This is a genomic window from Variovorax restrictus (assembly GCF_051216715.1).
Classification (GTDB): domain Bacteria; phylum Pseudomonadota; class Gammaproteobacteria; order Burkholderiales; family Burkholderiaceae_C; genus Variovorax.
The window spans coordinates 3,016,686-3,040,704 of record NZ_JBPJZH010000001.1 but is presented as its reverse complement, the minus strand read 5'-3'; the positions used below and the strand labels follow the sequence as shown (position 1 = coordinate 3,040,704).

The window sequence follows — 24,019 nt, the reverse complement described above, 5'->3', positions numbered from 1 at the left end:
TCAGCCCAGGTCGAACTGCGCGCGGAATGCGTCGCAGAAATCGGCCGAACCGACGATCGACAGGCTGACCGTGTGGCGCGGCGCGCCGGCAGTGCCGGGGCGCACGTCGAGCTGGCCGCTGCCTTCATCGTAGGTCAGCGTTTCGGCCAGGCTCCACTCCTGCACGGACTGCAGGTCGAAGTCCCAGGCGCCGCCGTCGTCCAGCGGCGCGCGCTGGCCGGCGAAGGCCGCGTGGGCCCAGTCCAGCACGGCGACGATCTCCGCATGCACGGCGGCCAGTTGCTGCGGGCCGACCGAGGCCACGGCGTCGAAGCTGCCGCTGCCGTCGGCTTCGTCGCTGACATCGAAATCCAGGTAGTCGAGCGTCGTCATGGGCCGATCCAGCGTGCAGCCGCGAGGCCGCTGCGCACCGCGCCTTCGAGCGTGGCGGGGTAGGGGCCGTCGAGGTAGTCGCCGCAGGCGGCGAGGCCGGGGGCGATCTGCATCCAGGGCCGGCGCAGTGCGGGCGTGCAGGCGAAGGTGGCACGCCGCTCGATCACCGTCTGCACGATGCGCAGGCGCGTGGCGCCGAGCTGCGTGGCGGCTTGCACGAGCACCTGTTCTTCCAGTGCGTCGCGCGGCAGGTCGCTCGCGCTCACGACCAGCGCGACGAGGCCGTGCGGACCGCCGAGCTGGCCGCGGTCGAAGGCGAACTGCGCGGGTGCGCCGGGGCCGGTGCGCAGCGCGAGCATGGGTGCGGCCAGCGCGGGCGCGCCGTCGGCATAGAGCGTGGCGATGGCCTCGAAGCGCAGCGCGTCGGTGACGGCCAGCCAGTCGTCGGCGTCGATGTTGGCGGCGCGCACCAGGCGCGCGGCGTCCCAGGGGGCGCCGCCGATCACGACGCGGTCGAAATCCTCGCCGTCGACCTGCCAGTGGGTGTCGGTGCGCACCAGCGTCTGCACGCGGCAGCCGGTGCGCACGGTGGCCGCGCGCAGGCCGAGCCAGCGCATCGCGGCGTCGGGCAGCAGGGCGCCGAGGTCGACGCGCGGTAGCAGCAGGTCGGCGCCGCCGCGCTCGGTGAACAGGGCGTCTTCCAGCACGTGCAGGAAGACGGTGCCGCTCGACGCGTCGACCGGCGTGTTCAGCGCGGAGACGCACAGCGGCTCGATGAGCTCCTGCATGACGCGCCGCGTGAGCCCGCGGCACAGCGTCGCGACCGTGGCTTCAGGCGTGCAATGGAAGCGCGCGCGGCGCCAGCGCAGGGCGGTGCGCAGCAGCGAGGCCTTGTCCGCCCAGGTCCAGCCGCGCGCCGTGGCGATGCCGGCGAGCAGGTCGAACGGCGCCGCCATACGCGGCAGCGCCAGGCCCCCGCCGTCGGCGAAGCGCAGCGACAGCGGCGTGCGCAGCAGCGCGTCGTCCGGGTCGACGCCGACGGTGCGCATCAACGCGAGCGTGTCGCGGTAGGCGCCGATCAGGATGTGCTGGCCGTTGTCCAGCGGCGCGCCGTTATGGCCGGCGTCGATGCGGCGCGCGCGGCCACCGGGCATGCGCGCGGCGTCGAACAGGGTGACGAGGTGGCCGGCTCGCGTGGCGTCGACGGCGCAGGCCAGGCCGGCCCACCCGGCGCCGATGACGGCGATCTTCAAATCCGCCCCAGCGCCTGCACGCGCCACGCCAGCCAGAATTTGCGCAATGGCGTGAGGCTCACGCGCTGGTTCAGCACCTGGAAGTCGTCGCGCTCGATCTCGCGCAGCAGCGCACGGTAGATGCTGGCCATCATCAGGCCCGGCTTCTGGCTGCGGCGGTCGGCGGCGGGCAGCAGCGCCAGCGCCTCGTCGTAGGTGCGGTGCGCGCGCTCGGCCTGGAACTTCATCAGCGCCACGAAGCGGTCGGAATAGACGCGGTTGAGCAGCTCGTGCGCCTTGACGTCGAACTGCTGCAGCTCGTTCACCGGCAGGTAGATGCGCCCACGCAGCGCGTCTTCGCCGACGTCGCGGATGATGTTGGTCAGCTGCAGCGCCAGGCCCAGCGTGTGGGCGTAGGCGGTGGTCTGCGGATCGGTCTGGCCGAAGATGCGCGCCGAGACTTCGCCGACCACGCCGGCCACCAGGTGGCAGTAGCGCTTCAGGCCGGGAAAGTCGAGGTAGCGGGTCTGCGAGAGGTCCATCTCGCAACCATCGATGATCTGCTGCAACTGGGCGGCCTCGATGCCGTGCTCGGCGGTCAGCGGCATCAGCGCCTGCATGACCGGGTGGTGCGGCTGGCCGGCGTAGGCCTGGGCCACCTCGGTGCGCCACCAGGCGAGCTTGGTCGCGGCCACGCCGGGGTCGCGCACCTCGTCGACCACGTCGTCGATCTCGCGGCAGAAGGCGTAGAAGGCGGTGATCGCGGCGCGGCGCCGTGTGGGAAGGAACAGAAAGGCGTAATAGAAGCTGCTGCCCGAGGCGGCCGCTTTCTGCTGGACGTACTGCGCGGGCGTCATCGATCGGGGGCGCTGGGCTTCTTGAAAGTCATTGCGTCGATTGTCTCCGCATCCGCAGCGCCCGCCAGGCGAGCAGCGGCGCATCGGCCTTGCCGACGGTGGGGCGTTGCGTGAAGGTGTCGAAGCCCAGCGCCTCGATCTTGTCGAGGATGCGCAGCCCGCCCTGGACCACCAGCCGCAGCTCCCACCCCATCCGCCCGGGCAGGCGGTGCACGAGCGGCGCGCCTTGCTGCATGAGGGCGCGTGCCCAGGCGACTTCGACGGCGACCAGCGCCAGCGCCTCGCGCGGCGGTGGCGTATCACCGCGTGGCCGGAAGGTGTCGAAGGCGGCGGAGGAGAGCCCGTGGGCGGCGTAGTCGTCGACCGGCAGGTAGAAGCGGTCGCGCGGCAGGTCGACGCGCAGGTCCTGCCAGAAGTTGATGAGCTGCAGGGCGCTGCAGATGGCATCGCTCTGCGCCAGCGCGGTCGCGTCGTCGACGCCATACAGATGCAGCAGCAGCCGACCGACCGGATTGGCGGAGCGGGCGCAGTAGTCCAGCAGCGCGGCGCGGTCGGTGTAGCGGGCGCCATCGCGTGTCTTCTCGATGTCCTGGATGAAGGCCGACAGCAGATCGGCCAGCAAGACCTCGGGCAGGGCGAAGGCGCGCATCGCATGCGCCAGCGGGCCGAAGACGGCGGGCCAGCGTGCCGAGGCCGAGCGGCCCTGCGCGACCGCGGCAAGGTCGGCGCGAAAGGCGTGCAGATCGGCCAGCCGCTGCGCGGGCGACGCATCGCCCTCGTCGGCGATGTCGTCGGCGGTCCGGGCGAAGACGTAGATCGCAGCGATCGGTGCGCGCAGCCGCGGCGGGCAGAGCCACGACGCCACAGGGAAGTTCTCGTAATGCGTCGGCGGCGGCGCGAGGGTTGGCGCCGTTGCGGCGGTGTCGGAAGAGCGGGACATTGGCACGCGGCGATTGTCGGGCACGCGCTCGGCCAGCCCCGATTCGTTGACAGCCCGAAGGGCATCCCACAAAATTACTAACCCTCTGGTCATTAATGACCCGTCCGTTCTTCTAGGTGGTTCATGGCCGTATCGATCGTTTCCGTCAGCTCCTCGCTTCCCTTCGCCGCTTTGGTTCTCGGCGCGGCGTTGGCGGGCTGTTCCAAGCCACCGGCCGCCGAAGAGCCGGTGCGCGCCGTCAAGGTACAGACCGTCGGCGCCACCGCCTATGGAACGGCGCCGGAGTTTTCGGCCGAGGTGCGCGCCCGCATCGAGACGCCGATGGGCTTCCGCGTGGCCGGGAAGATCCTGCGGCGCCAGGCCGAGCTCGGCCAACGGGTGCAGGCCGGCCAGGTGCTCGCGCAGCTCGACCCGCAGGATTACCGCCTCGCTGCCGATGCGGCCCGTGCCCAGCAGGCGTCGGCCCAGACGAACCGCGACCTCGCGGCAGCGGACCTCAAGCGCTACCGCGAACTGCGGGCGCAGAACTTCATCAGCGGTGCCGAACTGGAGCGCCGCGAATCGACCTACAAGTCGGCGCAAGCCCAGTTCGAGCAGGCGCAAGCCCAGCTCGCCTCGCAGGGCAACCAGGCCAGCTACGCGACCCTGGTGGCCGATGCCGCCGGCGTGGTCACGGCCATCGACGCGCAGCCCGGCCAGGTGGTGGCCGCCGGCACGCCGGTGCTGCGCATCGCGCAGGACGGCGCCCGCGACGTGGTCTTTGCGGTGCCCGAAGACCGGGCGGCGCAGATCAAGCCGGGCTCCGACGTGGCCGTGCGCGGCTGGTCCGGCGGCCCCGAGCTGCAGGGCAAGGTGCGCGAGGTGGCGGCCAGCGCCGACCCCGTGACGCGTACCTACACCGTGAAGGTGGCGATCGACGCCGCCACGGCACCGCCGCTCGGCGCCACCGTCTACGCCCGTCCCCAGGCGCTGTCGCACGTCGGCGCGCCGGTGCTCAAGCTGCCGACCAGCGCACTGCGCCAGGAGGGCGGCGGTTCGGCCGTGTGGGTGCTGGACAAGGCCAGCATGACGGTGCGCTCGCAGCCGGTGCAGGTGGCCACGGCCGACGGCAACGAAGCCGTCATCGCCCAGGGCCTGGAGCCCGGCATGCAGGTCGTGGTGGCGGGCGTGCACGTGCTCGCGCCGGGTCAGAAGGTGTCGATCTACCAGGGCAAGTCCACGCCTGCAGAGGCTGCGGCTTCTTCGGCCTCGCGCTGAGGACGTCGCGATGACCACCCCCCACGAAACAACCGGCAAGGCCGGCTTCAACCTGTCGAAATGGGCGTTGGAACACGCCGCGCTGACGCGCTACCTGATGGTCGCGCTGATGGTGCTGGGTTTCGCCTCGTACTTCCAGCTGGGCCAGGACGAAGACCCGCCCTTCACCTTCCGCATCATGGTGATGCGCACCTACTGGCCTGGCGCGACCGCGCAGCAGATGGCCGAGCAGGTGACCGACAAGCTGGAGCGCACGCTGCAGGAAGCACCGTACGCCAGCAAGATCCGCAGCTATTCCAAGCCCGGCGAGTCGATGATCATCTTCGAGATCAAGGACTCGTCGAAGCCCAGTGAGGTGGCGAACGTCTGGTACACGGTGCGCAAGAAGGTCGGCGACATGCGCGCCACGCTGCCTGGCGGCGTGCAGGGGCCGTTTTTTAACGACGAGTTCGGCGATGTGTACGGCGTGATCTACGCGCTGCAGACCGACGGCTACTCGCCCGCGGAAATCAAGACCTTTGCCGACGAGGTGCGCCAGGGCCTGCTGCGGGTGAAGGACGTGGCGAAGGTCGAGCAGTTCGGGCTGCAGGACGAGAAGATCTACGTCGAGGTCTCGCAGAAGCGCGTGGCGCAGCTGGGCCTGGACATGAACGCGGTGCTGCAGCAGATCGGTGCGCAGAACGCGGTGGAGAGCGCCGGCGTCATCCAGTCGCCGCTGGACATGGTGCAGGTGCGCGTCGCAGGGCAATTCACCAGCGTCGAGCAGTTGCGCGAGATGCCGATCCGCGGCAGTTCCGGCAACCAGTTGCGGCTGGGCGACATCGCCGACATCCGCCGCGGCACGGTCGATCCGCCGGCCGTCAAGGTGCATCACCAGGGCAAGGAGGTGGTCGCGCTAGGCGTTTCGATGTCCAAGGGCGGAGACATCATCGCCCTGGGCAAAGCGCTGCGCGTGGCGGTCGCCGACATCGGCCAGCGCCTGCCGGCCGGGGTGACGCTGGCCCAGGTGCAGGATCAGCCGTCCTCCGTGGCGACTTCGGTCAATGAATTCGTTCAGGTGCTGATCGAGGCGGTGGTGATCGTCCTGGCGGTGAGCTTCATTGCCCTGGGCCTGCACAAGGGCGGGCGCTTCGGCTGGCACATCGACGTGCGCCCGGGGCTGGTGGTGGCGATCACCATCCCGCTGGTGCTGGCGGTGACCTTCCTTGCCATGAACTACTTCGGCATCGGGCTGCACAAGGTGTCGCTCGGGTCGCTGATCATCGCGCTGGGCCTGCTGGTGGACGACGCGATCATCGCCGTCGAGATGATGGTGCGGAAGATGGAGGAGGGCTACGACAAGACCCGCGCCGCCACCTTCGCCTACGACGTGACGGCCAAGCCGATGCTGACCGGCACGCTCATCACGGCGGCGGGCTTCCTGCCGATCGGCCTGGCCAAGTCGACCACCGGCGAATACACCTTCGCGATCTTCGCGGTGACGGTCATCGCGCTGGTGCTCAGCTGGATCGTCTCGGTGTATTTCGTGCCGTACCTGGGCACGCTGCTGCTCAAGGTGAAGCCCCACGATCCCGACGCACCGCCGCACGAGCTCTTCGATTCACGTTTCTACAACGCCTTCCGCCGCGCGGTGAACTGGTGCGTGGCGTACCGCTGGCTGACCATCGGCGCGACGGTGGCGATCTTCGCGCTGGGCATGGTCGGGATGGGGCGGGTGCAGCAGCAGTTCTTCCCGGATTCGGCCCGGCCGGAAATCCTGGTCGACCTGTGGTCACCCGAAGGCACCGCCTTCGCAGCCAACGAGGACATCGCCCGGCGCGTGGAACAGCGGCTGATGCAGGAGCCCGAGGTCGTCACCGTCACGACCTGGATCGGCAGCGGCGTACCGCGCTTTTACCTGCCGCTGGACTACATCTTCCCGCAGACCAATGCCTCGCAGGTGCTGGTGCTGGCCAAGGACCTGCATCAGCGCGACGCCTTGCGCTTGCGCCTGCCCGCGTTGCTGGCCCAGGAGTTCCCCGAAGTGCGCGCCCGCGCCAAGCTGCTGCCGAACGGCCCGCCTGTGGCCTATCCGGTGCAGTTCCGGGTGATCGGTAGCGACCCGGTGCAACTGCGTCTGCACGCCGATGAGGTGAAAGCGGCGATGCGCCAGAACGCGAACACACGGGGCGTCAACGACAACTGGAACGAGTCGGTGAAGGTGATCCGACTGGAGGTCGATCAGGACAAGGCGCGCGCGCTCGGCGTGACGAGCCAGGCCATCGCCCAGGCGTCGCGCACCATGTTCAGCGGCACCACCATCGGCCAGTACCGCGAGAACGACCGGCTGATCGACATCGTGCTGCGCCAGTCGCCCGACGAGCGCGAAGCGATCTCGGACATCGGCAACGCCTATCTGCCGACGGCGTCGGGCCGTTCGATCCCGCTGGCGCAGGTCGCCAAGCCGGTCTTCAGCTGGGAACCGGGGGTGATGTGGCGCGAGAACCGCGACTACGCCATCACCGTGAACGCCGACATCGCCGAGGGACTGCAGGGTGCGACCGTCACGCAGCAACTGCTGCCCGGGTTGCGTGCGCTCGAGGCGAAGTGGCGCGCGGCCGGGCAGGGCGCCTACCGCATCGAGGTGGCCGGCGCGGTGGCGGAAAGCAGCAAGGGCTCGGACTCGATCGTGGCGGGCATACCGATCATGCTGTTCCTGGTCTTCACGTTGCTGATGTTGCAGCTGCACAGCTTCAGCCGGTCGTTGCTGGTGTTCATCACCGGCCCGCTGGGGATCGCGGGCGTGGCGGCGGCGCTGCTGATCCTGAACCGGCCCTTCGGCTTCGTCGCGCTGCTCGGCGTGATCGCGCTGATGGGCATGATCCAGCGCAATTCGGTGATCCTGATCGACCAGATCGAAAGCGACCGCGCCGCCGGCGTGCCGGCCTGGGACGCGATTGTCGAATCGGCCGTGCGCCGGCTGCGCCCCATCGTGCTGACGGCCGCTGCCGCCGTGCTGGCGATGATCCCGCTGTCGCGCAGCGTCTTCTGGGGCCCGATGGCCGTCGCGATCATGGGCGGCCTGATCGTCGCCACCGTGCTGACCCTGCTGGCGCTGCCCGCCATGTATGCCGCTGCCTTTCGCGTGAAGCGGGAAGAAAAGGCGGCGCCGGTTAGCGTCTAAAATGCGCGGTTGACCGATTTCGAAGCGGGTGGTCTGCATCAGGAGGCCGCCCGCTTTTGCTTGATTCACCTGACCGCGCGGGTGGCGAAATTGGTAGACGCACCAGGTTTAGGTCCTGACGTTCGCAAGAACGTGCCGGTTCGAGTCCGGCCCCGCGCACCAGCACACCTCACAAGGAAGAACGAAATGACCGTGAATGTTGAAACCCTCGAGAAACTCGAGCGCAAGATCACGCTGACGCTGCCCGTCGGCACCATCCAGTCGGAAGTCGATTCCCGCCTGAAGAAGCTGGCCCGCACCGTGAAGATGGACGGTTTCCGTCCGGGCAAGGTACCGATGAATGTCGTGGCCCAGCGCTACGGCTACTCGGTGCACTACGAAGTCATGAACGACAAGGTCGGCGAGGCCTTCTCGCAGGCCGCCAACGAAGCCAAGCTGCGTGTGGCTGGCCAACCGCGCATCACCGAAAAGGAAGAAGCGCCCGAAGGCGTGATGGCCTTCGACGCGGTCTTCGAGGTGTTCCCCGAAGTCAAGATCAACGACCTGTCGGGCGCCGACGTGGAACGCGTGACGGCCGAAGTAAGCGACGAAGCCATCGACAAGACGCTCGACATCCTGCGCAAGCAGCGCCGCACCTTCGCGCAGCGTTCGCAAGATACGGCTGCGGCCGACGACGACCGCGTGACGGTCGACTTCGAAGGCAAGATCGACGGCGAAACCTTCCAGGGCGGCAAGGCCGAGGACTTCCAGTTCATCATCGGCGAAGGCCAGATGCTCAAGGAGTTCGAAGACGCCGTTCGTGGCCTGAAGTCCGGCGACAGCCGCACCTTCCCGCTGTCGTTCCCGGCCGATTACCACGGCAAGGATGTGGCCGGCAAGCAGGCCGACTTCATGGTCACCGTGAAGAAGATCGAAGCCTCGCACCTGCCGGAAGTCAACGAACAGCTGGCCAAGTCGCTCGGCATCGAAGAAGGCACCGTCGAAGGCCTGCGCGCCGACATCAAGCGCAACCTCGAGCGCGAAGTGAAGTTCCGCGTGCTCGCGCGCAACAAGAACGCCGTGATGGACGCGCTGATCGCCAACGCCGAACTCGACCTGCCCAAGTCGAGCGTGCAGTCCGAAGTCGACCGCATGGTCGAAGGTGCCCGCGCCGAGCTCAAGCAGCGCGGCATCAAGGACGCCGACAAGGCCCCGATCCCCGAAGAAATGTTCCGCCCGCAGGCCGAGCGCCGCGTGCGTCTGGGCCTGGTCGTGGCCGAACTGGTGCGCGCCAACAATCTGCAGGCCAAGCCCGAGCAGATCAAGGCGCACATCGACGAGCTGGCTGCCAGTTACGAGAAGCCGGCCGACGTGGTGCGCTGGTACTTCAGCGACAACCGTCGTCTGGCCGAGGTCGAAGCCGTCGTCATCGAGAACAACGTGACCGACTTCGTGCTGAGCCAGGCGAAGGTCGCCGACAAGTCGGTGTCCTTCGACGACCTGATGGCGCAGCAGGCCTGATCATCGTGCGACCCGGCGGGGCTTGCACCTGCCGGCACCATCCCCATCTGATCTTTCTCCGGGGAATTCCCGGATGGTCAAGCACTGAACGGAGCTATTCATGAGCGCACAGGACATCCAAGGTCTCGGCATGGTGCCGATGGTGATCGAGCAATCCGGCCGCGGCGAGCGGTCCTATGACATCTATTCGCGTCTGCTCAAGGAGCGCGTGATCTTTCTGGTGGGCGAGGTCAACGACCAGACGGCCAACCTGGTGGTCGCCCAGCTCTTGTTCCTCGAGAGCGAGAACCCGGACAAGGACATTTCGTTCTACATCAACTCGCCCGGCGGCAGCGTGAGCGCCGGCATGGCGATTTACGACACGATGCAGTTCATCAAGCCGGCGGTGTCGACCCTGTGCATCGGCTTCGCGGCCAGCATGGGCGCCTTCCTGCTGGCGGCCGGCGAAAAGGGCAAGCGTTTCTCGCTGCCCAACTCCAAAGTCATGATCCATCAAGTGCTGGGTGGTGCCCGCGGGCAGGCGACGGACATCGAGATCCACGCGCGCGACATCCTGCGCACGAAGGACCAGATGAACCGCATCCTCGCCGAGCGCACCGGCCAGCCGCTGGAGAAGATCGCGCGTGACACCGAGCGCGACTACTTCCTGACGGCCGACGAGTCGAAGGACTACGGCCTGATCGACCAGGTCATTTCGAAGCGCGGCTGATCCCGCCGGGCGCTGCGGCGCCTGCGCAACGACGGCGTTTTCCATGCGGAGAACGCCGTTTTTGTTTCGTTATCATTGATCCACCCCTGTTACGAGGCATTTGCCCATGGCCGAGAAAAAAGGCTCTTCCAGCGAAAAAACGCTTTACTGCTCCTTTTGCGGTAAGAGCCAGCACGAGGTCAAGAAGCTGATCGCCGGTCCGTCGGTGTTCATCTGCGACGAGTGCATCGATTTGTGCAACGAGATCATCCGCGACGAGTTGCCCGCGGGGGACGAGGCGCGCGACGCGCGCAGCGACCTGCCGACGCCGCTGGAGATCAAGACCAACCTCGACAACTACGTGATCGGCCAGGAGCCGGCCAAGCGCATGCTGTCGGTGGCCGTCTACAACCACTACAAGCGGCTGCGCCACAAGGAAAAGAACACCAAGGGCGACGAGGTCGAACTCAGCAAGAGCAACATTTTGCTGATCGGCCCCACCGGCTCGGGCAAGACGCTGCTGGCGCAGACGCTGGCTCGCATGCTCGACGTGCCTTTCGTGATGGCCGACGCCACGACGCTGACCGAAGCCGGCTATGTCGGTGAGGACGTCGAGAACATCATTCAGAAGCTGCTGCAGAGCTGCAACTACGAGGTGGAGAAGGCGCAACGCGGCATCGTCTACATCGACGAGATCGACAAGATCTCGCGCAAGTCGGACAACCCGTCGATCACGCGCGACGTGTCGGGCGAAGGCGTGCAGCAGGCGCTGCTCAAGCTCATCGAAGGCACGATGGCCAGCGTGCCGCCGCAGGGCGGGCGCAAGCACCCGAACCAGGACTTCCTGCAGATCGATACGACCAACATCCTGTTCATTTGCGGCGGCGCCTTCGCGGGCCTGGAAAAGGTGATCGAGAACCGCACCGAGGCCTCGGGCATCGGCTTCGGCGCGATGGTCAAGAGCAAGGCGCAGCGCAGCATCACCGAGGTGTTCCGCGAGGTGGAGCCTGAGGACCTGATCAAGTTCGGCCTCATTCCCGAACTGGTCGGCCGCATGCCTGTGGTGGCCTCACTGGCCGAACTGAGCGAAGACGCGCTGGTGCAGATCCTGACCGAGCCGAAGAACGCGGTGGTCAAGCAGTTCACCAAGCTGCTGCAGATGGAGGGCGTCGACCTGGAGATTCGCCCGAGCGCGCTCAAGGCCATCGCCCGCAAGGCGCTGGCGCGCAAGACCGGTGCGCGCGGGTTGCGTTCGATTCTGGAGCAGTCGCTGATCGACACGATGTTCGAACTGCCGAACGCAACGAACGTCGCCAAGGTGGTGGTCGAGGAATCGACCATCGAAGAGAACAAACCGCCGCTGCTCGTGTACCGCGAGGCGGCGAAGAAGGCCTAAGTGCCAGGGCCATTTCGCCCGACGGACCACGCGCTTGGCGCGTGCCCTACGATGAACGCGCCGCCGGGGCTTGAAATCCGCGCGGCGCGTGCCACTTCTGCCTGATCACTCCGAGGATTCGCATGTCCGGCCACACCCCATTGCCCCCCGACGCGATCGACCTGCCGCTGCTGCCGCTGCGTGACGTCGTCGTGTTCCCCCACATGGTGATCCCGCTCTTCGTGGGTCGCCCCAAGAGCATCAAGGCGCTCGAGCTGGCCATGGAAGCCGAACGCCGCATCATGCTGGTGGCCCAGAAGGCCGCCGCCAAGGACGAGCCCTCCGTCGAGGACATGTTCGAGGTCGGCTGCGTATCGACCATCCTGCAGATGCTCAAGCTGCCCGACGGCACCGTGAAGGTGCTGGTCGAAGGCCAGCAGCGCGCGCGCGTCAACAGCATCCATGACGGCGAGACGCACTTCACCGCCAACGTCACGCCGGTGGAGGTGCTCGAGGGCACCGCCCAGAAGGGCACCGAGATCGAGGCGCTGCGTCGCGCGGTGATGCAGCAGTTTGACCAGTACGTCAAACTCAACAAGAAGATCCCGCCGGAGATCCTCACCTCGATCTCCAGCATCGACGACCCGGGCCGCCTGGCCGACACCATCGCCGCGCACCTGCCGCTCAAGCTCGACAACAAGCAGGCGGTGCTCGACCTCGACAGCATCAAGGAGCGGCTGGAGAACCTCTACGGCCAGCTCGAGCGCGAGGTCGACATCCTCAACGTCGACAAGAAGATCCGCGGCCGCGTGAAGCGCCAGATGGAGAAGAACCAGCGCGACTTCTACCTGAACGAACAGGTCAAGGCGATCCAGAAGGAACTGGGCGAGGGCGAGGACGGTGCGGACATCGAGGAGATCGAGAAGAAGATCAAGCTCGCCAAGATGCCCAAGGACGCGCTCAAGAAGGCCGAAGGCGAGCTCAAGAAGCTCAAGCTGATGTCGCCTATGTCGGCCGAGGCCACGGTCGTGCGCAACTACATCGACGTGCTGATCGGTCTGCCCTGGAGCAAGAAGACCAAGATCAAACACGATCTGGCGCATGCCGAAGCGGTGCTCAACGAAGACCACTACGGTCTCGACAAGGTCAAGGACCGCATCCTGGAATACCTCGCGGTGCAGCAGCGCGTCGACAAGGTCAAGGCGCCGATCCTGTGCCTGGTCGGCCCACCCGGCGTAGGCAAGACCTCGCTCGGGCAGTCGATCGCCAAGGCGACGGGGCGCAAGTACACCCGTATGGCGCTGGGCGGCATGCGCGACGAGGCCGAGATCCGCGGCCACCGCCGCACCTACATCGGCGCGCTGCCGGGCAAGGTGCTGCAGGGCCTGACGAAGATCGGCACGCGCAACCCGCTGTTCCTGCTCGACGAGATCGACAAGCTGGGCACCGACTTCCGCGGCGACCCGTCGAGCGCGCTGCTCGAAGTTCTTGACCCGGAGCAGAACCACACCTTCGGCGACCACTACGTCGAGGTCGACTTCGACCTGTCGGACGTGATGTTCGTGGCGACCTCGAACTCGATGAACATCCCGCCGGCACTGCTCGACCGGATGGAAGTCATCCGGCTCGCGGGCTACACCGAAGACGAGAAGACCCACATTGCGTTGAAGTACCTGCTGCCCAAGCAGATGACGAACAACGGTGTGAAAGAAGAGGAGCTGCTGATCACCGAAGAAGCGGTGCGCGACATCGTGCGCTACTACACGCGTGAAGCCGGCGTGCGCTCGCTCGAGCGCGAGCTCTCCAAGATCTGCCGCAAGGTGGTCAAGGGTCTGTTGCTCAAGATGATGACGCCCAAGGTCACAGTCGACGGCGCCAACCTCAACGACTTCCTCGGCGTGCGCAAGTACACCTTCGGGCTGGCCGAGAAGCAGAACCAGGTGGGGCAGGTCGTGGGCCTGGCGTGGACCGAGGTCGGCGGCGATCTGCTGACCATCGAAGCTGTCGCGATGCCTGGCAAAGGCATCATCAGCCGGACCGGTTCGCTCGGCGATGTGATGAAGGAGTCGGTCGAGGCGGCACGCACGGTGGTGCGCAGCCGTGCCCACCGCCTGGGCATCCGCGACGATGTCTTCGAGAAGCGCGACATCCACATCCACGTGCCGGACGGCGCGACGCCCAAGGACGGCCCGAGCGCCGGTGCGGCGATGACGACGGCTTTCGTGTCCGCGTTGACCGGCATCCCGGTGCGCGGCGACGTCGCGATGACCGGCGAAATCACGCTGCGTGGCGAGGTCACCGCCATCGGCGGCCTGAAGGAAAAGCTGCTGGCCGCGCTGCGCGGCGGCATCAAGACGGTGCTGATCCCCGAGGAGAACGCCAAGGACCTGCAGGACATCCCCGAGAACGTGAAGAACGGCCTTGAGATCGTGCCGGTGAAGTGGATCGACAAGGTGCTGGAGATCGCGCTCGAGAAGATGCCCACGCCGCTGTCCGACGAAGAGGTGGCGGCTTCTGCCGCGGCTGTCGCCGAGTTGTCGAAGCAGCGCGCGGCAGCGCCGGCTGAGGGGTCGATCAAGCATTGACTCCGGGAAGCTTGTAGACGCTTGAAAAAGTGTTCTATAATCTGAGGCTCGAAACGCGGGATTAGCTCAGTTGGTAGAGCGATACCTTGCCAAGGTATAGGTCGAGAGTTCGAGTCTCTTATCCCGCTCCAGTTTTGAAAAAGGGAAGCTCCGGCTTCCCTTTTTTTCGCGACGACAAAGAATTCGAAGAATTCAAGACGGCACAGAATAAAGCGTGGCGCGATAGCAAAGCGGTTATGCAACGGATTGCAAATCCGTCTAGCCCGGTTCGACTCCGGGTCGCGCCTCCATCGTTTCAAGTCTTTCACAGGCCCCGCCAACCGTCGTTGTCGGGGCTGTTTTGTTTTGGGTTATCTTCGTTGCCCATACCGGCCCGGATGGTGAAATTGGTAGACACATCGGACTTAAAATCCGCCGCTTCCTGCATAAGGGGCATACCGGTTCGACCCCGGTTCCGGGCACCACCGCATGACAAGGGAGCAAGACATGCCACGCTATAACGCTCCATTCGAAATCCATGTGCATGGCGATGTGCCGCTGCGTTCGGACGTGACCTTCGCGCAGATCCAGGAGGCGCTCGCGCCGCTGTGGAAGTACGCCGGCGCCAAGTCGCTGGCTGACGGCGCCACCAGCGCCTACGAGGAAGAGCCCGGCATCCGCTTCGAGCAGAAGGAGCACATGCTGCAGATGTGCTGGACCGTGCCCGGCGACGAGGACTTCCGCCAGGAACTCGACGAGATGTGCATGGCGTTGAACGAGCTCGCGGAGCAGGGCGCAGCCATCGAAGTCACCTTCTACGACACCGACTACGACGAGGAAGAGGGCAACCCCGAGGACGATTCCCGGGACGATTTCCTCATGCTGTTCGTCGGCCCCAACCCGGCCGCGATCATGCAGGTCCAGCGCGACCTGCTGGTCGAAGACGTGGTGAACCTGATGGAGCGCCATTTCGACGGGGCGGAACTCGGCGGCGTGGTGGCCGAGATCGACAAGCTCTTCGGCGATCGCTTCGACGCGCTGGTGAATTCGCTCGAGATCGGCAAGCGCCCGCGGGGCGGCGGTCCGGGCGGGCCGGGCGCCGGCGGCCACGGCGGCGGTCGCCGGCCGCGCCACCTCCACTAAGTCGGCCATGTCCGCGCTGCGTCCTGGCGTGCGCAAGCGCGAGGTGTTCGGCTGGGTGATGTACGACTTCGCCAACTCGGGCTACACCACCGTCGTCATCACGGCCGTGTTCGCGGCCTATTTCGTCGGTGGCATTGCGCAAGGTGCGGCGTGGGCCACCTTTGCCTGGACGGCGGCACTGAGCGTTTCCTACGCGCTGGTGATGGTGTCCATGCCCGCCATCGGCGCCTGGGCCGACCGCCATGGCGCCAAGAAGCGCGTGCTGATGACGGCGACGGCAGGGTGCGTGGTGGCGACCGCAGCCCTGGCGCTGACGCCGCAGCTGACCGGCGCGAACGCCGTGCTGCTCGCCATGGCGATGGTCGTCGTCTCGAACACCTTCTATTCCTACGGCGAGTCGCTGACCGGCGCGTTCCTGCCCGAGCTCGCCACGCCCGAGGGCATGGGCAAGATGAGCGGCTGGGGCTGGGGCTTCGGCTACGTGGGCGGCATGCTGACGCTGGGCGTGTGCCTGGCGTACGTGCTGTGGTCGCAGGCGCGCGGCCTGCCGGCGTCGCATTTCGTGCCGGTCACCATGCTGATCACCGCAGCGGTCTATGGGCTGGCGGCGTGCGTTACCTTCGCGCTGCTGCCCGAGCGCGCCCAGCCGCAGCCCGAACGTGCGCGGGAGGGCGCCTGGGCGCAGCTGCGCACGAGCTTCCGTGAGGCGCGCGGCTACCGCGACTTCATGTGGGTGCTGGCGTGCACCGTCTGCTACCAAGCCGGTGTCGCGGTCGCCATCACGCTGGCCGCAATCTATGCCGAGCAAGTGATCGGCTTCCTGCCGCAAGAGACGATGGTGCTGATCTTCGTGCTCAATCTCGCGGCCGCCATCGGTGCGTTCGCCTTCGGGTACCTGCAAGACCGCATCGGCCACCGGCCGGCGCTGGCTCTCACGCTGGTCACGTGGATCGGCGTGTGCGTGATCGCTGCGTCGGTCACGACCAAGGGCGGCTTCTGGTGGGCCGCGGCGCTCGCAGGCCTGTCGATGGGGTCCAGCCAGTCGGCCGGACGCGCCATGACGGGCTACCTCGCACCACCGGCACGCAGCGCCGAGTTCTTCGGCCTGTGGTCCTTCGCGACGCGCCTGGCGAGCATCGTCGGCCCGCTGAGCTACGGCGCCATCACCTGGGCCACCGGCGGCAACCAGCGGATCGCCATCCTGGCGACCGCGGTGTTCTTCGTCGGGGGCCTGCTGCTGCTGTTGCCGATCCGCATGCAGCGCGGTCGCGAAGCCGCGTTGAGCACGACTCAGGGCGTGCGCAGCATCGTCGGCACGCGGTAGCGCTCGCCGTCGTAGCGCAGCACCACCGTGCCATAGTGCGCCGGCTGGGCTTGCTCCGCGCAGCGCCCGTCTTCCTGCATCTGCCCGCGGCTCTGGACGACCGTGCGTGCGAGCACCAGATCGGCGAAGCCGCCGTTGCGGCTCGGCCGGGTGGAGAGCATCGAGCGCAGTTGCCGGAAGCGGCCGGTGCAGTCGGCGTTCCATTCACCGCTCTCGTTGTCGAGTTCGACCTCCTGCATCACTTCGCGCAGCTTGCCACCCTGCATGACGTACAGGCGCAGGGTCTCGCTCGCGAAAGTATCGCCGCGGGTCGTACCGCGGTAGCGCACCCGCAGGCCGAAGGCGCGCGCGTCCGGCGCCAGCACGTAGCGGCCGGTGTCGACCAGGATTTCCTGGATGGCGATGGCTTCCTCGTCGAGCGCCTCGGCCTGGAACAACCGGCCGATGACCATGTCGCGTTCGGTGTTGCCGTTGTCCGGACGCTGCACCAGCAACACATCGAGGTCGTAGACCGTCGCCGCGCCCGGGTCGCCTGACGCACGCGGCATCGGCAGCACGACGACGATACGGCCGAGGGCGCCCGACCACGGCTTGCAGGCCGCGAGTCGTCCATCGAGCAGCCGGTCGGGATGCAGCCGTGCATGCATGCGTTCGGCCAGGCCGCTCTCGCACGCGGCATGGCTCAGGCTGGCAGCCGAAATGCCCAGGAGAAGGGCGGCATGGCGAAAAAAACGCATGAGGCGGAATCGGCTCAGGCTGCCGCGGAAGAAAGCCCGAGCCATCGTGCCGCGGCGACGTCGAGCGCGGCGACCTGGCCACTGCTCTCCAGGCGCAGTGTGCCGTTGCCGGAGGCATCGCTTGCGAGCTGGCCCGCCGCGCCCAGCAGGCGTCGCGTGTGCAGCGCGACTGGCCGGCCGGTGTCGATGAAACGCAGCGTGGCCGGTGCATGCTTGCGCAACTCGTCGATCACCAACGGGTAGTGGGTGCAGCCGAGCACCACCGTGTCGACGTCGGCCGCGCCTTCGCCGAAGGGGCCGGCTTCCTGCATGTAGCGCTCGCACAGCGCGGCAATGCCTGCGGTGTCGAAGCCTTCGATGGCCTTCACGAGACCGTCGCATGGCACGGGCCGGACATCGGCGGTGCCGGCGACCGCGGTGCGCAACGCGGCGTACTTGGCGCTCGCCAACGTGCCACGCGTGGCCATCACTGCGATATGCCCGGTACGGCTCGCCGCGACCGCCGGCTTGAGGCCCGGCTCCAGGCCCACGATGGTCAGCGCCGGGTGCGCCGCGCGCAGCAGGTGGATGGCCGCGGTGGTCGCCGTGTTGCAGGCCACCACCAGCGCCTTGATCCGGTGCTCGCGCACCAACTGCCCGGCCACGGCAAGCGAACGCTCGATCACATAGGCGTCGCCCCGCTCGCCGTACGGCGCATAGGCCGTGTCCGCGAAGTACACGAAGTCTTCGTGTGGCAGTTCGGCGCGCAGCGCAGCCAGCACGCTGAGCCCGCCCATGCCGCTGTCGAACACGCCGATCGGGCGATCGCCGTTCGATGCCACGAGGGCCGGTTCGATCGCCTGCGGCTTCAACTCAGGCCGCAGCGACCGCGATGGTCTTGAACTCGCCCGAGGCGATGCGCTTTTGCCACTCGGCCGGGCCGGTGATGTGCGCGCTGGTGCCACCGGCATCGACCGCCACCGTCACCGGCATGTCGACCACGTCGAACTCGTAGATGGCTTCCATGCCGAGGTCGGCGAAGCCCACCACCTTGGCGGTCTTGATCGCCTTGCTGACCAAGTAGGCGGCACCGCCCACGGCCATGAGGTAGGCGCTCTTGTGCTTCTTGATCGCCTCGATGGCGACCGGGCCGCGCTCGGCCTTGCCGATCATCGCGATCAGGCCGGTCTGCGCCAGCATCATCTCGGTGAAGCCGTCCATGCGGGTGGCGGTGGTCGGGCCGGCGGGGCCCACGGCTTCGTCGCCCACCGGGTCGACCGGGCCGACGTAGTAGATGACGCGGTTGGTGAAGTCCACCGGCAGCTTCTCGCCCTTGGCCAGCATGTCGGCGATGCGCTTGTGCGCGGCGTCGCGGCCAGTCAGCATCTTGCCGTTGAGCAGCAGCGTGTCGCCCGGCTTCCAGCTCGCCACTTCTGCCGGCGTGAGCGCGTCGAGGTCCACCTTCTTGCTCTTCTTGTAGTCGGGCTTCCAGTCGACGTCCGGCCACAGGTCGAGCGAGGGCGGCGTGAGGTAGACCGCGCCGCTGCCATCCATCGTGAAGTGCGCATGGCGGGTGGCCGCGCAGTTCGGGATCATCGCGACCGGCTTGCTCGCGGCGTGCGTCGGGTACATCTGGATCTTCACGTCGAGCACGGTGGCCAGGCCGCCCAGGCCCTGCGCGCCGATGCCCAGCGCATTGACCTTCTCATACAGCTCGATGCGCAACGCTTCGACCTTCGTCAGCTCGGCGCCCGACGCCTTCTTGGCCTGCAGCTCGTGCATGTCGAGGTCGTCCATCAGGCTTTCTTTGGCCATCAGCGCGGCCTTCTCGGCCGTGCCGCCGATGCCGATGCCCAGCATGCCGGGCGGGCACCATCCGGCCCCCATGGTGGGCACCGTCTTGAGCACCCAGTCGACGACGCTGTCACCGGGGTTGAGCATGGCCAGCTTGCTCTTGTTTTCGCTGCCGCCGCCCTTGGCCGCGACCGTCACTTCCAGCTTATCGCCGGGCACGATCTCGGTGAAGATCACGGCGGGCGTGTTGTCCTTGGTGTTCTTGCGGTCGAACTGCGGATCGGCCACGACCGACGCGCGCAGCGTGTTGTCGGGGTGGTTGTAGCCGCGGCGCACGCCTTCGTTGATGGCCTCATGGAGGCTGCCCGTGAAGCCGCCCCAGCGCACGTCCATGCCCACCTTGAGGAACACGTTCACGATGCCGGTGTCCTGGCAGATCGGGCGGTGGCCGGTCGCGCTCATCTTGCTGTTGGTCAGGATCTGCGCAATGGCGTCCTTCGCCGCCGGGCTCTGCTCGCGCTCGTAGGCCTTGGCCAGGTGCGCGATGTAGTCGGCGGGGTGGTAGTAGCTGATGTATTGCAACGCGGCGCTGATCGATTCGATCAGGTCGGCCTGCTGGATCGTGGTGGTCATGACGTTCTCGTGGTTGGACGCTCGAGGAAATGCGAGTCGTTCTCGTTCGGGCTATGCTGGCGGACTTTTGGTGCTTCCTTCGGGCAAGCACGCCCTCCATTTTGACAGCGGACCTTTTCTCTCATGACGACCCCCTCCAACATCCGCGTCGAACGCGACACCTTCGGCCCCATCGAGGTCCCCGCCGACAAGCTGTGGGGCGCGCAGACGCAGCGTTCGCTGCAGAACTTCGACATCTCTGGCGAGACGCAGCCCAAGGAAATCATCAAGGCGTTGGCGCAGGTCAAGCGGGCCTCGGCGGTGGTGAACCATGCGCTCGGCCTGCAGGACGAGAAGAAGACGCAGGCCATCGTGGCGGCGGCCGACGAGGTTATCGCGGGCCGGCATCCGGGCGAGTTCCCGCTGGTCGTTTGGCAGACCGGCTCCGGCACGCAGACCAACATGAACGTCAACGAGGTGCTGGCCAACCGGGCCAGCGAGATCCTCGGCGGCGAGCGTGGGGAAGGGCGGCTGGTGCACCCGAACGACGACGTCAACCGCAGCCAGTCGAGCAACGATGTGTTCCCGACGGCCATGCATGTGGCGGCGGTCGAGGCGCTGACGCACAAACTGCTGCCCGCCATCGCCAAGCTGCGCGGCACGCTGGAACAGAAGTCGATCGCCTTCATGGACATCGTGAAGATTGGCCGCACGCATCTGCAAGACGCCACGCCGCTGACGCTGGGCCAGGAGTTCTCGGGCTACGTCGCGCAACTCGCGCACGGCGAGGCGCATGTGCGCGCCGCGCTGCCGCACCTGGGCGAACTGGCGCTGGGCGGCACGGCGGTCGGCACCGGCCTGAATGCGCCCAAGGGCTACGCCGAACAGGTCGCAGCCGAGCTCGCCACGCTCACGGGCCTGCCTTTCGTCACTGCGCCGAACAAGTTCGAGGCGATGGCCTCGGTCGATGCGCTGGTGCATGCGCACGGCGCGCTCAAGACGCTGGCCGCGAGCCTGATGAAGATCGCGAATGACGTGCGCTGGCTGGCCAGCGGCCCGCGCAGCGGCATCGGCGAGCTGAGCATCCCGGAGAACGAACCCGGCTCGTCGATCATGCCCGGCAAGGTCAATCCGACGCAGAGCGAAGCGGTCACGATGCTGGCCGCGCAGGTGTTCGGCAACGATGTCGCCATCAACTTCGGTGGCGCATCGGGCAACTTCGAGCTGAACGTGTTCCGCCCGATGGTGGCGCACAACTTCCTGCAGAGCGTGCGCCTGCTGGCCGACGGCATGGTGAGCTTCAACGACCACTGCGCCGTGGGCATTGAGCCGAACCGCGAGCGCATCACCGAACTGGTCCAGCGTTCTCTCATGCTGGTGACCGCGCTCAACACGCACATCGGCTACGACAAGGCGGCCTACATCGCGAAGAAGGCGCACAAGGAAGGCACGAGTCTGCGAGAGGCGGCCGTGGCGTCGGGCCATCTCACCGGCGAGCAGTTCGACGAGTGGGTGGTCCCGGAAAACATGACGGGTCGCTGATCGCGTCCGCAACGAAAAAGCCCCGGGAGACCGGGGCTTTTTTCGTTGGGCTTCCGGTCAGTGCGACTTGCCGCTGGACGTGCCGCTCATCAGCTTGTCGGTGTACGCAATGGCCATCGCGGAGAACAGGAACGCGATGTGGATGACCGTCTGCGCGATCAGCACGCGGTCGGTGTAGTTGTCGGCGTTGATGAAGGTCTTGAGCAGGTGGATCGAGCTGATGCCGATGATGGCGGTGGCCAGCTTCACCTTGAGCACCGACGCATTGACATGGCTGAGCCACTCGGGCTGGTCGCGGTGGCCTTCGAGGTCCATACGGCTCACGAAAGTCTCGTAGCCGCCGACGATCACCATGATCAGCAGGTTGGAGATCATCACCACGTCGATGAGGGCCAGCACCACCAGCATGATCACCGTCTCGTTGAGCGCGGCGACCGGCGCGTTCGTCTTGTAGCCGATGCTGGTGACCAGCGCCTGCAGCGCGGTCTGGCTGCCGAAGGCGGCTTCGACCAGGTGCAGCAGTTCGACCAGGAAGTGCACCACGTACACGCCCTGCGCGATGATCAGGCCGAGGTAGAGCGGCAACTGCAGCCAGCGGCTCGCGAAGATGAGCCGCGGCAGCGGCCGCATGGGCGAGGTGCGCCGAATGGCGGGTGGGTTCTGGGGATCGAAGGGGTCGGGGGTGGCCATCGGGGGGACGAGGTGAGGGAGCACGAGAGCGGAAGAGCCCGGATTCTAGGGTCGGCCCGCGTCCGCACGGTGAAGCCCTTGCGCCGTCGCTACCATGTCCGTCAGTCATCCGTAAGTGCCGCGGCAGACATTACGCCCGCATTCCACCCTGGCAGGAGACAACAATGAGCCAAACATCGAACATCCAATCCGTCCTGGTCGAGAACCGGGTGTTTCCGCCGCCGGCCGCCGCCGAAAAGGGCGCGCGCATCAGCGGCATGGCGGCGTACGAGGCGCTGTGCGCCGAGGCCGAGAAGACGCCCGACGCCTTCTGGACCCGTCTGGCCCGCGAGAACCTGGTGTGGACGAAGCCTTTCACCCGCACGCTCGACGAGTCGAACGCACCGTTCTACCGATGGTTCGACGACGGTGAGCTCAACGCCTCGGCCAACTGCCTCGACAGGCACATGGGCACGCCGGTCGAGCACAAGACCGCGATCGTCTTCGAGGCCGATGACGGCGCCGTCACCACCATCAGCTACCGCGACCTGCTCACGCGCGTGAGCCAGTTCGCCAACGCGCTCAAGGCCGAAGGCATCCGCAAGGGCGACCGCGTCATCATCTACATGCCGATGACGATCGAAGGCGTCATCGCCATGCAGGCGTGTGCGCGCATCGGCGCCACGCACAGCGTGGTGTTCGGCGGCTTCTCGGCCAAGGCACTGCAAGAGCGCATCATCGACGCTGGTGCGGTGGCGGTCATCACCGCCAGCTACCAGCTGCGCGGCGGCAAGGAGCTGCCGTTGAAGGCCATCGTCGACGACGGCATCGCCATGGGCGGTTGCGAATCGATCAAGAGCGTGCTGGTGTACGAGCGCACGCTGAGCGACTGGGCGCGCGTCGAGGGCCGCGACAAGAGCTTCACCGAGGTGCTCAGCGCCATCGAGGGCCAGGACGAATGCGCGCCGGAGCCGGTGGGCGCCGAGCATCCGCTGTTCATCCTCTACACCTCGGGCTCCACCGGCAAGCCCAAGGGCGTGCAGCACGCCACCGGCGGCTACCTGCTGTGGGCCAAGCTCACGATGGACTGGACCTTCGACCTGCGCCCGGACGACGTCTTCTGGTGCACCGCCGACATCGGCTGGATCACCGGCCACACCTACGTCGCCTACGGCCCGTTGGCGGCGGGCGCCACGCAGGTGATCTTCGAAGGCGTGCCGACCTTCCCGCATGCGGGCCGCTTCTGGCAGATGATCGAGAAGCACAAAGTCTCGATCTTCTACACGGCGCCGACGGCGATCCGCTCGCTCATCAAGGCGGCCGAATCCGACGAGAAGGTGCATCCGAAGAACTGGGATTTGTCCAGCCTGCGCATCCTGGGCTCGGTCGGCGAGCCGATCAACCCGGAAGCCTGGATGTGGTACCACCGGAACATCGGCCACGAGAAATGTCCGATCGTCGACACCTTCTGGCAGACCGAAACCGGTGGCCACGTCATCACGCCGCTGCCGGGCGCCACGCCGCTGGTGCCGGGCTCGTGCACGCTGCCGCTGCCGGGCATCGCCGCCGCCATCGTCGACGAGACGGGCAAGGACCTGCCCAACGGCGCAGGCGGCATGCTGGTCATCAAGCGGCCGTGGCCTTCGATGATCCGCACCATCTGGAACGATCCGGAGCGTTTCAAGAAGAGCTACTTCCCCGAAGAGATGGGCGGCACGATCTACCTCGCCGGCGACGGCGCGGTGCGCAGCGAAGATCGCGGCTACTTCCGCATCACCGGGCGCATCGACGACGTGCTGAACGTGTCGGGCCACCGCCTGGGCACGATGGAAATCGAGTCGGCCCTGGTCGCCAAGACCGACCTGGTCGCGGAAGCCGCCGTGGTGGGCCGCCCCGACGATGTGACCGGCGAGGCGGTCTGCGCCTTCGTCGTGCTTAAGCGCGGGCGACCGGCCAGCGACGAAGAGGCGAAGAAGATCGCCACCGAGCTGCGCAACTGGGTCGCGAAGGAGATCGGGCCGATCGCCAAGCCCAAGGACATCCGCTTCGGCGAAAACCTGCCCAAGACGCGCAGCGGCAAGATCATGCGGCGGCTGCTGCGCTCCATCGCCAAGGGCGAGGCGATCACGCAGGACACCTCGACGCTCGAGAACCCCGCGATCCTGGATCAGCTGGGCAAGGCCTTCTGAAGAAGCCCGTCCGCGTGCGGCGTCGGTGTCCGACAGGGGCGCCGGCGCCGATGCGCTACAACTTCTCCTTCGACACAACGGT

18 protein-coding genes and 4 tRNA genes are annotated in these 24,019 nt (G+C 66.9%); 14 read left to right on the top strand and 8 right to left on the bottom strand.

Features of this window, described 5'->3' with window-relative positions; all coding sequences use genetic code 11:
• From ACSFA0_RS14365 to hpnC, 4 genes are read right to left on the bottom strand one after another with little or no spacing between them, the layout of a single operon-like run.
• Window positions 1-372 carry a hypothetical protein gene (locus tag ACSFA0_RS14365; RefSeq protein WP_435450831.1) on the bottom strand — a complete coding sequence of 124 codons (372 nt, stop codon included), beginning with the start codon at window positions 370-372 and terminating at the stop codon, window positions 1-3.
• A complete protein-coding gene (hpnE, locus tag ACSFA0_RS14360; RefSeq protein WP_435450830.1) occupies window positions 369-1,625 on the bottom strand; it encodes a hydroxysqualene dehydroxylase HpnE in 1,257 nt (418 codons plus the stop codon). The genes ACSFA0_RS14365 and hpnE overlap by 4 nt, the downstream gene beginning before the upstream one ends.
• Complete coding sequence (gene hpnD, locus ACSFA0_RS14355) at window positions 1,622-2,461, bottom strand: presqualene diphosphate synthase HpnD (RefSeq protein WP_435450829.1); 840 nt, start codon at window positions 2,459-2,461, stop codon at window positions 1,622-1,624. The genes hpnE and hpnD overlap by 4 nt, the downstream gene beginning before the upstream one ends.
• 28 nt (window positions 2,462-2,489) lie before the next feature.
• Window positions 2,490-3,401, bottom strand: coding sequence for a squalene synthase HpnC (hpnC, locus tag ACSFA0_RS14350; protein WP_435450828.1), 912 nt, complete (start codon window positions 3,399-3,401; stop codon window positions 2,490-2,492).
• A 123-nt stretch (window positions 3,402-3,524) separates the two neighbouring features.
• On the opposite strand from hpnC, the gene ACSFA0_RS14345 reads away from it, so the two are divergent.
• The 12 genes from ACSFA0_RS14345 (at window position 3,525) to ACSFA0_RS14290 (ending at window position 16,415) form a co-directional block, all read left to right on the top strand.
• Entirely contained in the window at window positions 3,525-4,658 is a 1,134-nt protein-coding gene (locus ACSFA0_RS14345) for an efflux RND transporter periplasmic adaptor subunit (protein WP_435450827.1), read from the top strand.
• Window positions 4,659-4,668: 10 nt separating this feature from the next.
• Window positions 4,669-7,821, top strand: coding sequence for an efflux RND transporter permease subunit (locus ACSFA0_RS14340; protein WP_435450826.1), 3,153 nt, complete (start codon window positions 4,669-4,671; stop codon window positions 7,819-7,821).
• A 75-nt stretch (window positions 7,822-7,896) separates the two neighbouring features.
• Window positions 7,897-7,983, top strand: a tRNA-Leu gene (locus tag ACSFA0_RS14335).
• 24 nt (window positions 7,984-8,007) lie between these two features.
• Window positions 8,008-9,321 (top strand): trigger factor, encoded by a 1,314-nt coding sequence (tig, locus tag ACSFA0_RS14330; protein ID WP_435450825.1) that lies wholly within the window; start codon window positions 8,008-8,010, stop codon window positions 9,319-9,321.
• 100 nt (window positions 9,322-9,421) lie between these two features.
• A complete protein-coding gene (gene clpP / locus ACSFA0_RS14325) occupies window positions 9,422-10,030 on the top strand; it encodes an ATP-dependent Clp endopeptidase proteolytic subunit ClpP (RefSeq protein ID WP_140839050.1) in 609 nt (202 codons plus the stop codon).
• Window positions 10,031-10,136: 106 nt separating this feature from the next.
• Entirely contained in the window at window positions 10,137-11,405 is a 1,269-nt protein-coding gene (gene clpX / locus ACSFA0_RS14320; RefSeq protein ID WP_435450824.1) for an ATP-dependent Clp protease ATP-binding subunit ClpX, read from the top strand.
• 122 nt (window positions 11,406-11,527) lie between these two features.
• Window positions 11,528-13,969, top strand: coding sequence for an endopeptidase La (lon, locus tag ACSFA0_RS14315; protein WP_435450823.1), 2,442 nt, complete (start codon window positions 11,528-11,530; stop codon window positions 13,967-13,969).
• Between the two features lie 55 nt (window positions 13,970-14,024).
• Window positions 14,025-14,100: transfer RNA gene (locus ACSFA0_RS14310), tRNA-Gly, on the top strand.
• A gap of 85 nt (window positions 14,101-14,185) precedes the next feature.
• Window positions 14,186-14,259: transfer RNA gene (locus ACSFA0_RS14305), tRNA-Cys, on the top strand.
• Window positions 14,260-14,340: 81 nt separating this feature from the next.
• Window positions 14,341-14,433, top strand: a tRNA-Leu gene (locus ACSFA0_RS14300).
• Window positions 14,434-14,455: 22 nt separating this feature from the next.
• Entirely contained in the window at window positions 14,456-15,091 is a 636-nt protein-coding gene (locus tag ACSFA0_RS14295) for a DUF6806 family protein (RefSeq protein WP_435450822.1), read from the top strand.
• 7 nt (window positions 15,092-15,098) lie between these two features.
• Window positions 15,099-16,415: an MFS transporter gene (locus ACSFA0_RS14290; protein ID WP_435450821.1), complete on the top strand. Its 1,317-nt coding sequence runs from the start codon at window positions 15,099-15,101 to the stop codon at window positions 16,413-16,415.
• Here ACSFA0_RS14290 and ACSFA0_RS14285 read toward each other — a convergent pair.
• From ACSFA0_RS14285 to ACSFA0_RS14275, 3 genes are read right to left on the bottom strand one after another with little or no spacing between them, the layout of a single operon-like run.
• Window positions 16,382-17,152 (bottom strand): PA3715 family protein, encoded by a 771-nt coding sequence (locus tag ACSFA0_RS14285; protein WP_435450820.1) that lies wholly within the window; start codon window positions 17,150-17,152, stop codon window positions 16,382-16,384. The two genes, ACSFA0_RS14290 and ACSFA0_RS14285, sit on opposite strands and share 34 nt — an antisense overlap.
• Window positions 17,153-17,166: 14 nt before the next feature.
• On the bottom strand, window positions 17,167-17,973 hold the full coding sequence (gene murI, locus ACSFA0_RS14280; RefSeq protein ID WP_435450819.1) for a glutamate racemase: 807 nt from the start codon (window positions 17,971-17,973) through the stop codon (window positions 17,167-17,169).
• 31 nt (window positions 17,974-18,004) lie between these two features.
• Window positions 18,005-19,558, bottom strand: coding sequence for a fumarate hydratase (locus tag ACSFA0_RS14275; protein WP_435450818.1), 1,554 nt, complete (start codon window positions 19,556-19,558; stop codon window positions 18,005-18,007).
• Between the two features lie 123 nt (window positions 19,559-19,681).
• Here ACSFA0_RS14275 and fumC point away from each other — a divergent pair, with 123 nt between their 5' ends.
• Window positions 19,682-21,079, top strand: a complete 1,398-nt coding sequence (gene fumC, locus ACSFA0_RS14270) for a class II fumarate hydratase (protein WP_435450817.1) — start codon at window positions 19,682-19,684, stop codon at window positions 21,077-21,079.
• A gap of 57 nt (window positions 21,080-21,136) precedes the next feature.
• Here the strand turns inward: fumC and ACSFA0_RS14265 are convergent, their stop codons facing one another.
• Window positions 21,137-21,769: a YqhA family protein gene (locus tag ACSFA0_RS14265; RefSeq protein ID WP_435450816.1), complete on the bottom strand. Its 633-nt coding sequence runs from the start codon at window positions 21,767-21,769 to the stop codon at window positions 21,137-21,139.
• Between the two features lie 164 nt (window positions 21,770-21,933).
• Between ACSFA0_RS14265 and acs the strand changes: the two genes are divergently transcribed.
• Window positions 21,934-23,937, top strand: coding sequence for an acetate--CoA ligase (acs, locus tag ACSFA0_RS14260; protein WP_435450815.1), 2,004 nt, complete (start codon window positions 21,934-21,936; stop codon window positions 23,935-23,937).
• Window positions 23,938-24,019: the final 82 nt, after the last annotated feature.

Bases quoted from the DNA above. Each gene is read 5' to 3' on its own strand.
- ACSFA0_RS14365 (WP_435450831.1), bottom strand. From the start codon at position 372: ATGACGACGCTCGACTACCTGGATTTCGATGTCAGCGACGAAGCCGAC.
- hpnD (WP_435450829.1), bottom strand. From the start codon at position 2,461: ATGACGCCCGCGCAGTACGTCCAGCAGAAAGCGGCCGCCTCGGGCAGC.
- hpnC (WP_435450828.1), bottom strand. From the start codon at position 3,401: ATGTCCCGCTCTTCCGACACCGCCGCAACGGCGCCAACCCTCGCGCCG.
- ACSFA0_RS14345 (WP_435450827.1), top strand. From the start codon at position 3,525: ATGGCCGTATCGATCGTTTCCGTCAGCTCCTCGCTTCCCTTCGCCGCT.
- ACSFA0_RS14340 (WP_435450826.1), top strand. From the start codon at position 4,669: ATGACCACCCCCCACGAAACAACCGGCAAGGCCGGCTTCAACCTGTCG.
- tig (WP_435450825.1), top strand. From the start codon at position 8,008: ATGACCGTGAATGTTGAAACCCTCGAGAAACTCGAGCGCAAGATCACG.
- clpP (WP_140839050.1), top strand. From the start codon at position 9,422: ATGAGCGCACAGGACATCCAAGGTCTCGGCATGGTGCCGATGGTGATC.
- clpX (WP_435450824.1), top strand. From the start codon at position 10,137: ATGGCCGAGAAAAAAGGCTCTTCCAGCGAAAAAACGCTTTACTGCTCC.
- lon (WP_435450823.1), top strand. From the start codon at position 11,528: ATGTCCGGCCACACCCCATTGCCCCCCGACGCGATCGACCTGCCGCTG.
- ACSFA0_RS14295 (WP_435450822.1), top strand. From the start codon at position 14,456: ATGCCACGCTATAACGCTCCATTCGAAATCCATGTGCATGGCGATGTG.
- ACSFA0_RS14290 (WP_435450821.1), top strand. From the start codon at position 15,099: ATGTCCGCGCTGCGTCCTGGCGTGCGCAAGCGCGAGGTGTTCGGCTGG.
- ACSFA0_RS14285 (WP_435450820.1), bottom strand. From the start codon at position 17,152: ATGCGTTTTTTTCGCCATGCCGCCCTTCTCCTGGGCATTTCGGCTGCC.
- ACSFA0_RS14275 (WP_435450818.1), bottom strand. From the start codon at position 19,558: ATGACCACCACGATCCAGCAGGCCGACCTGATCGAATCGATCAGCGCC.
- fumC (WP_435450817.1), top strand. From the start codon at position 19,682: ATGACGACCCCCTCCAACATCCGCGTCGAACGCGACACCTTCGGCCCC.
- ACSFA0_RS14265 (WP_435450816.1), bottom strand. From the start codon at position 21,769: ATGGCCACCCCCGACCCCTTCGATCCCCAGAACCCACCCGCCATTCGG.
- acs (WP_435450815.1), top strand. From the start codon at position 21,934: ATGAGCCAAACATCGAACATCCAATCCGTCCTGGTCGAGAACCGGGTG.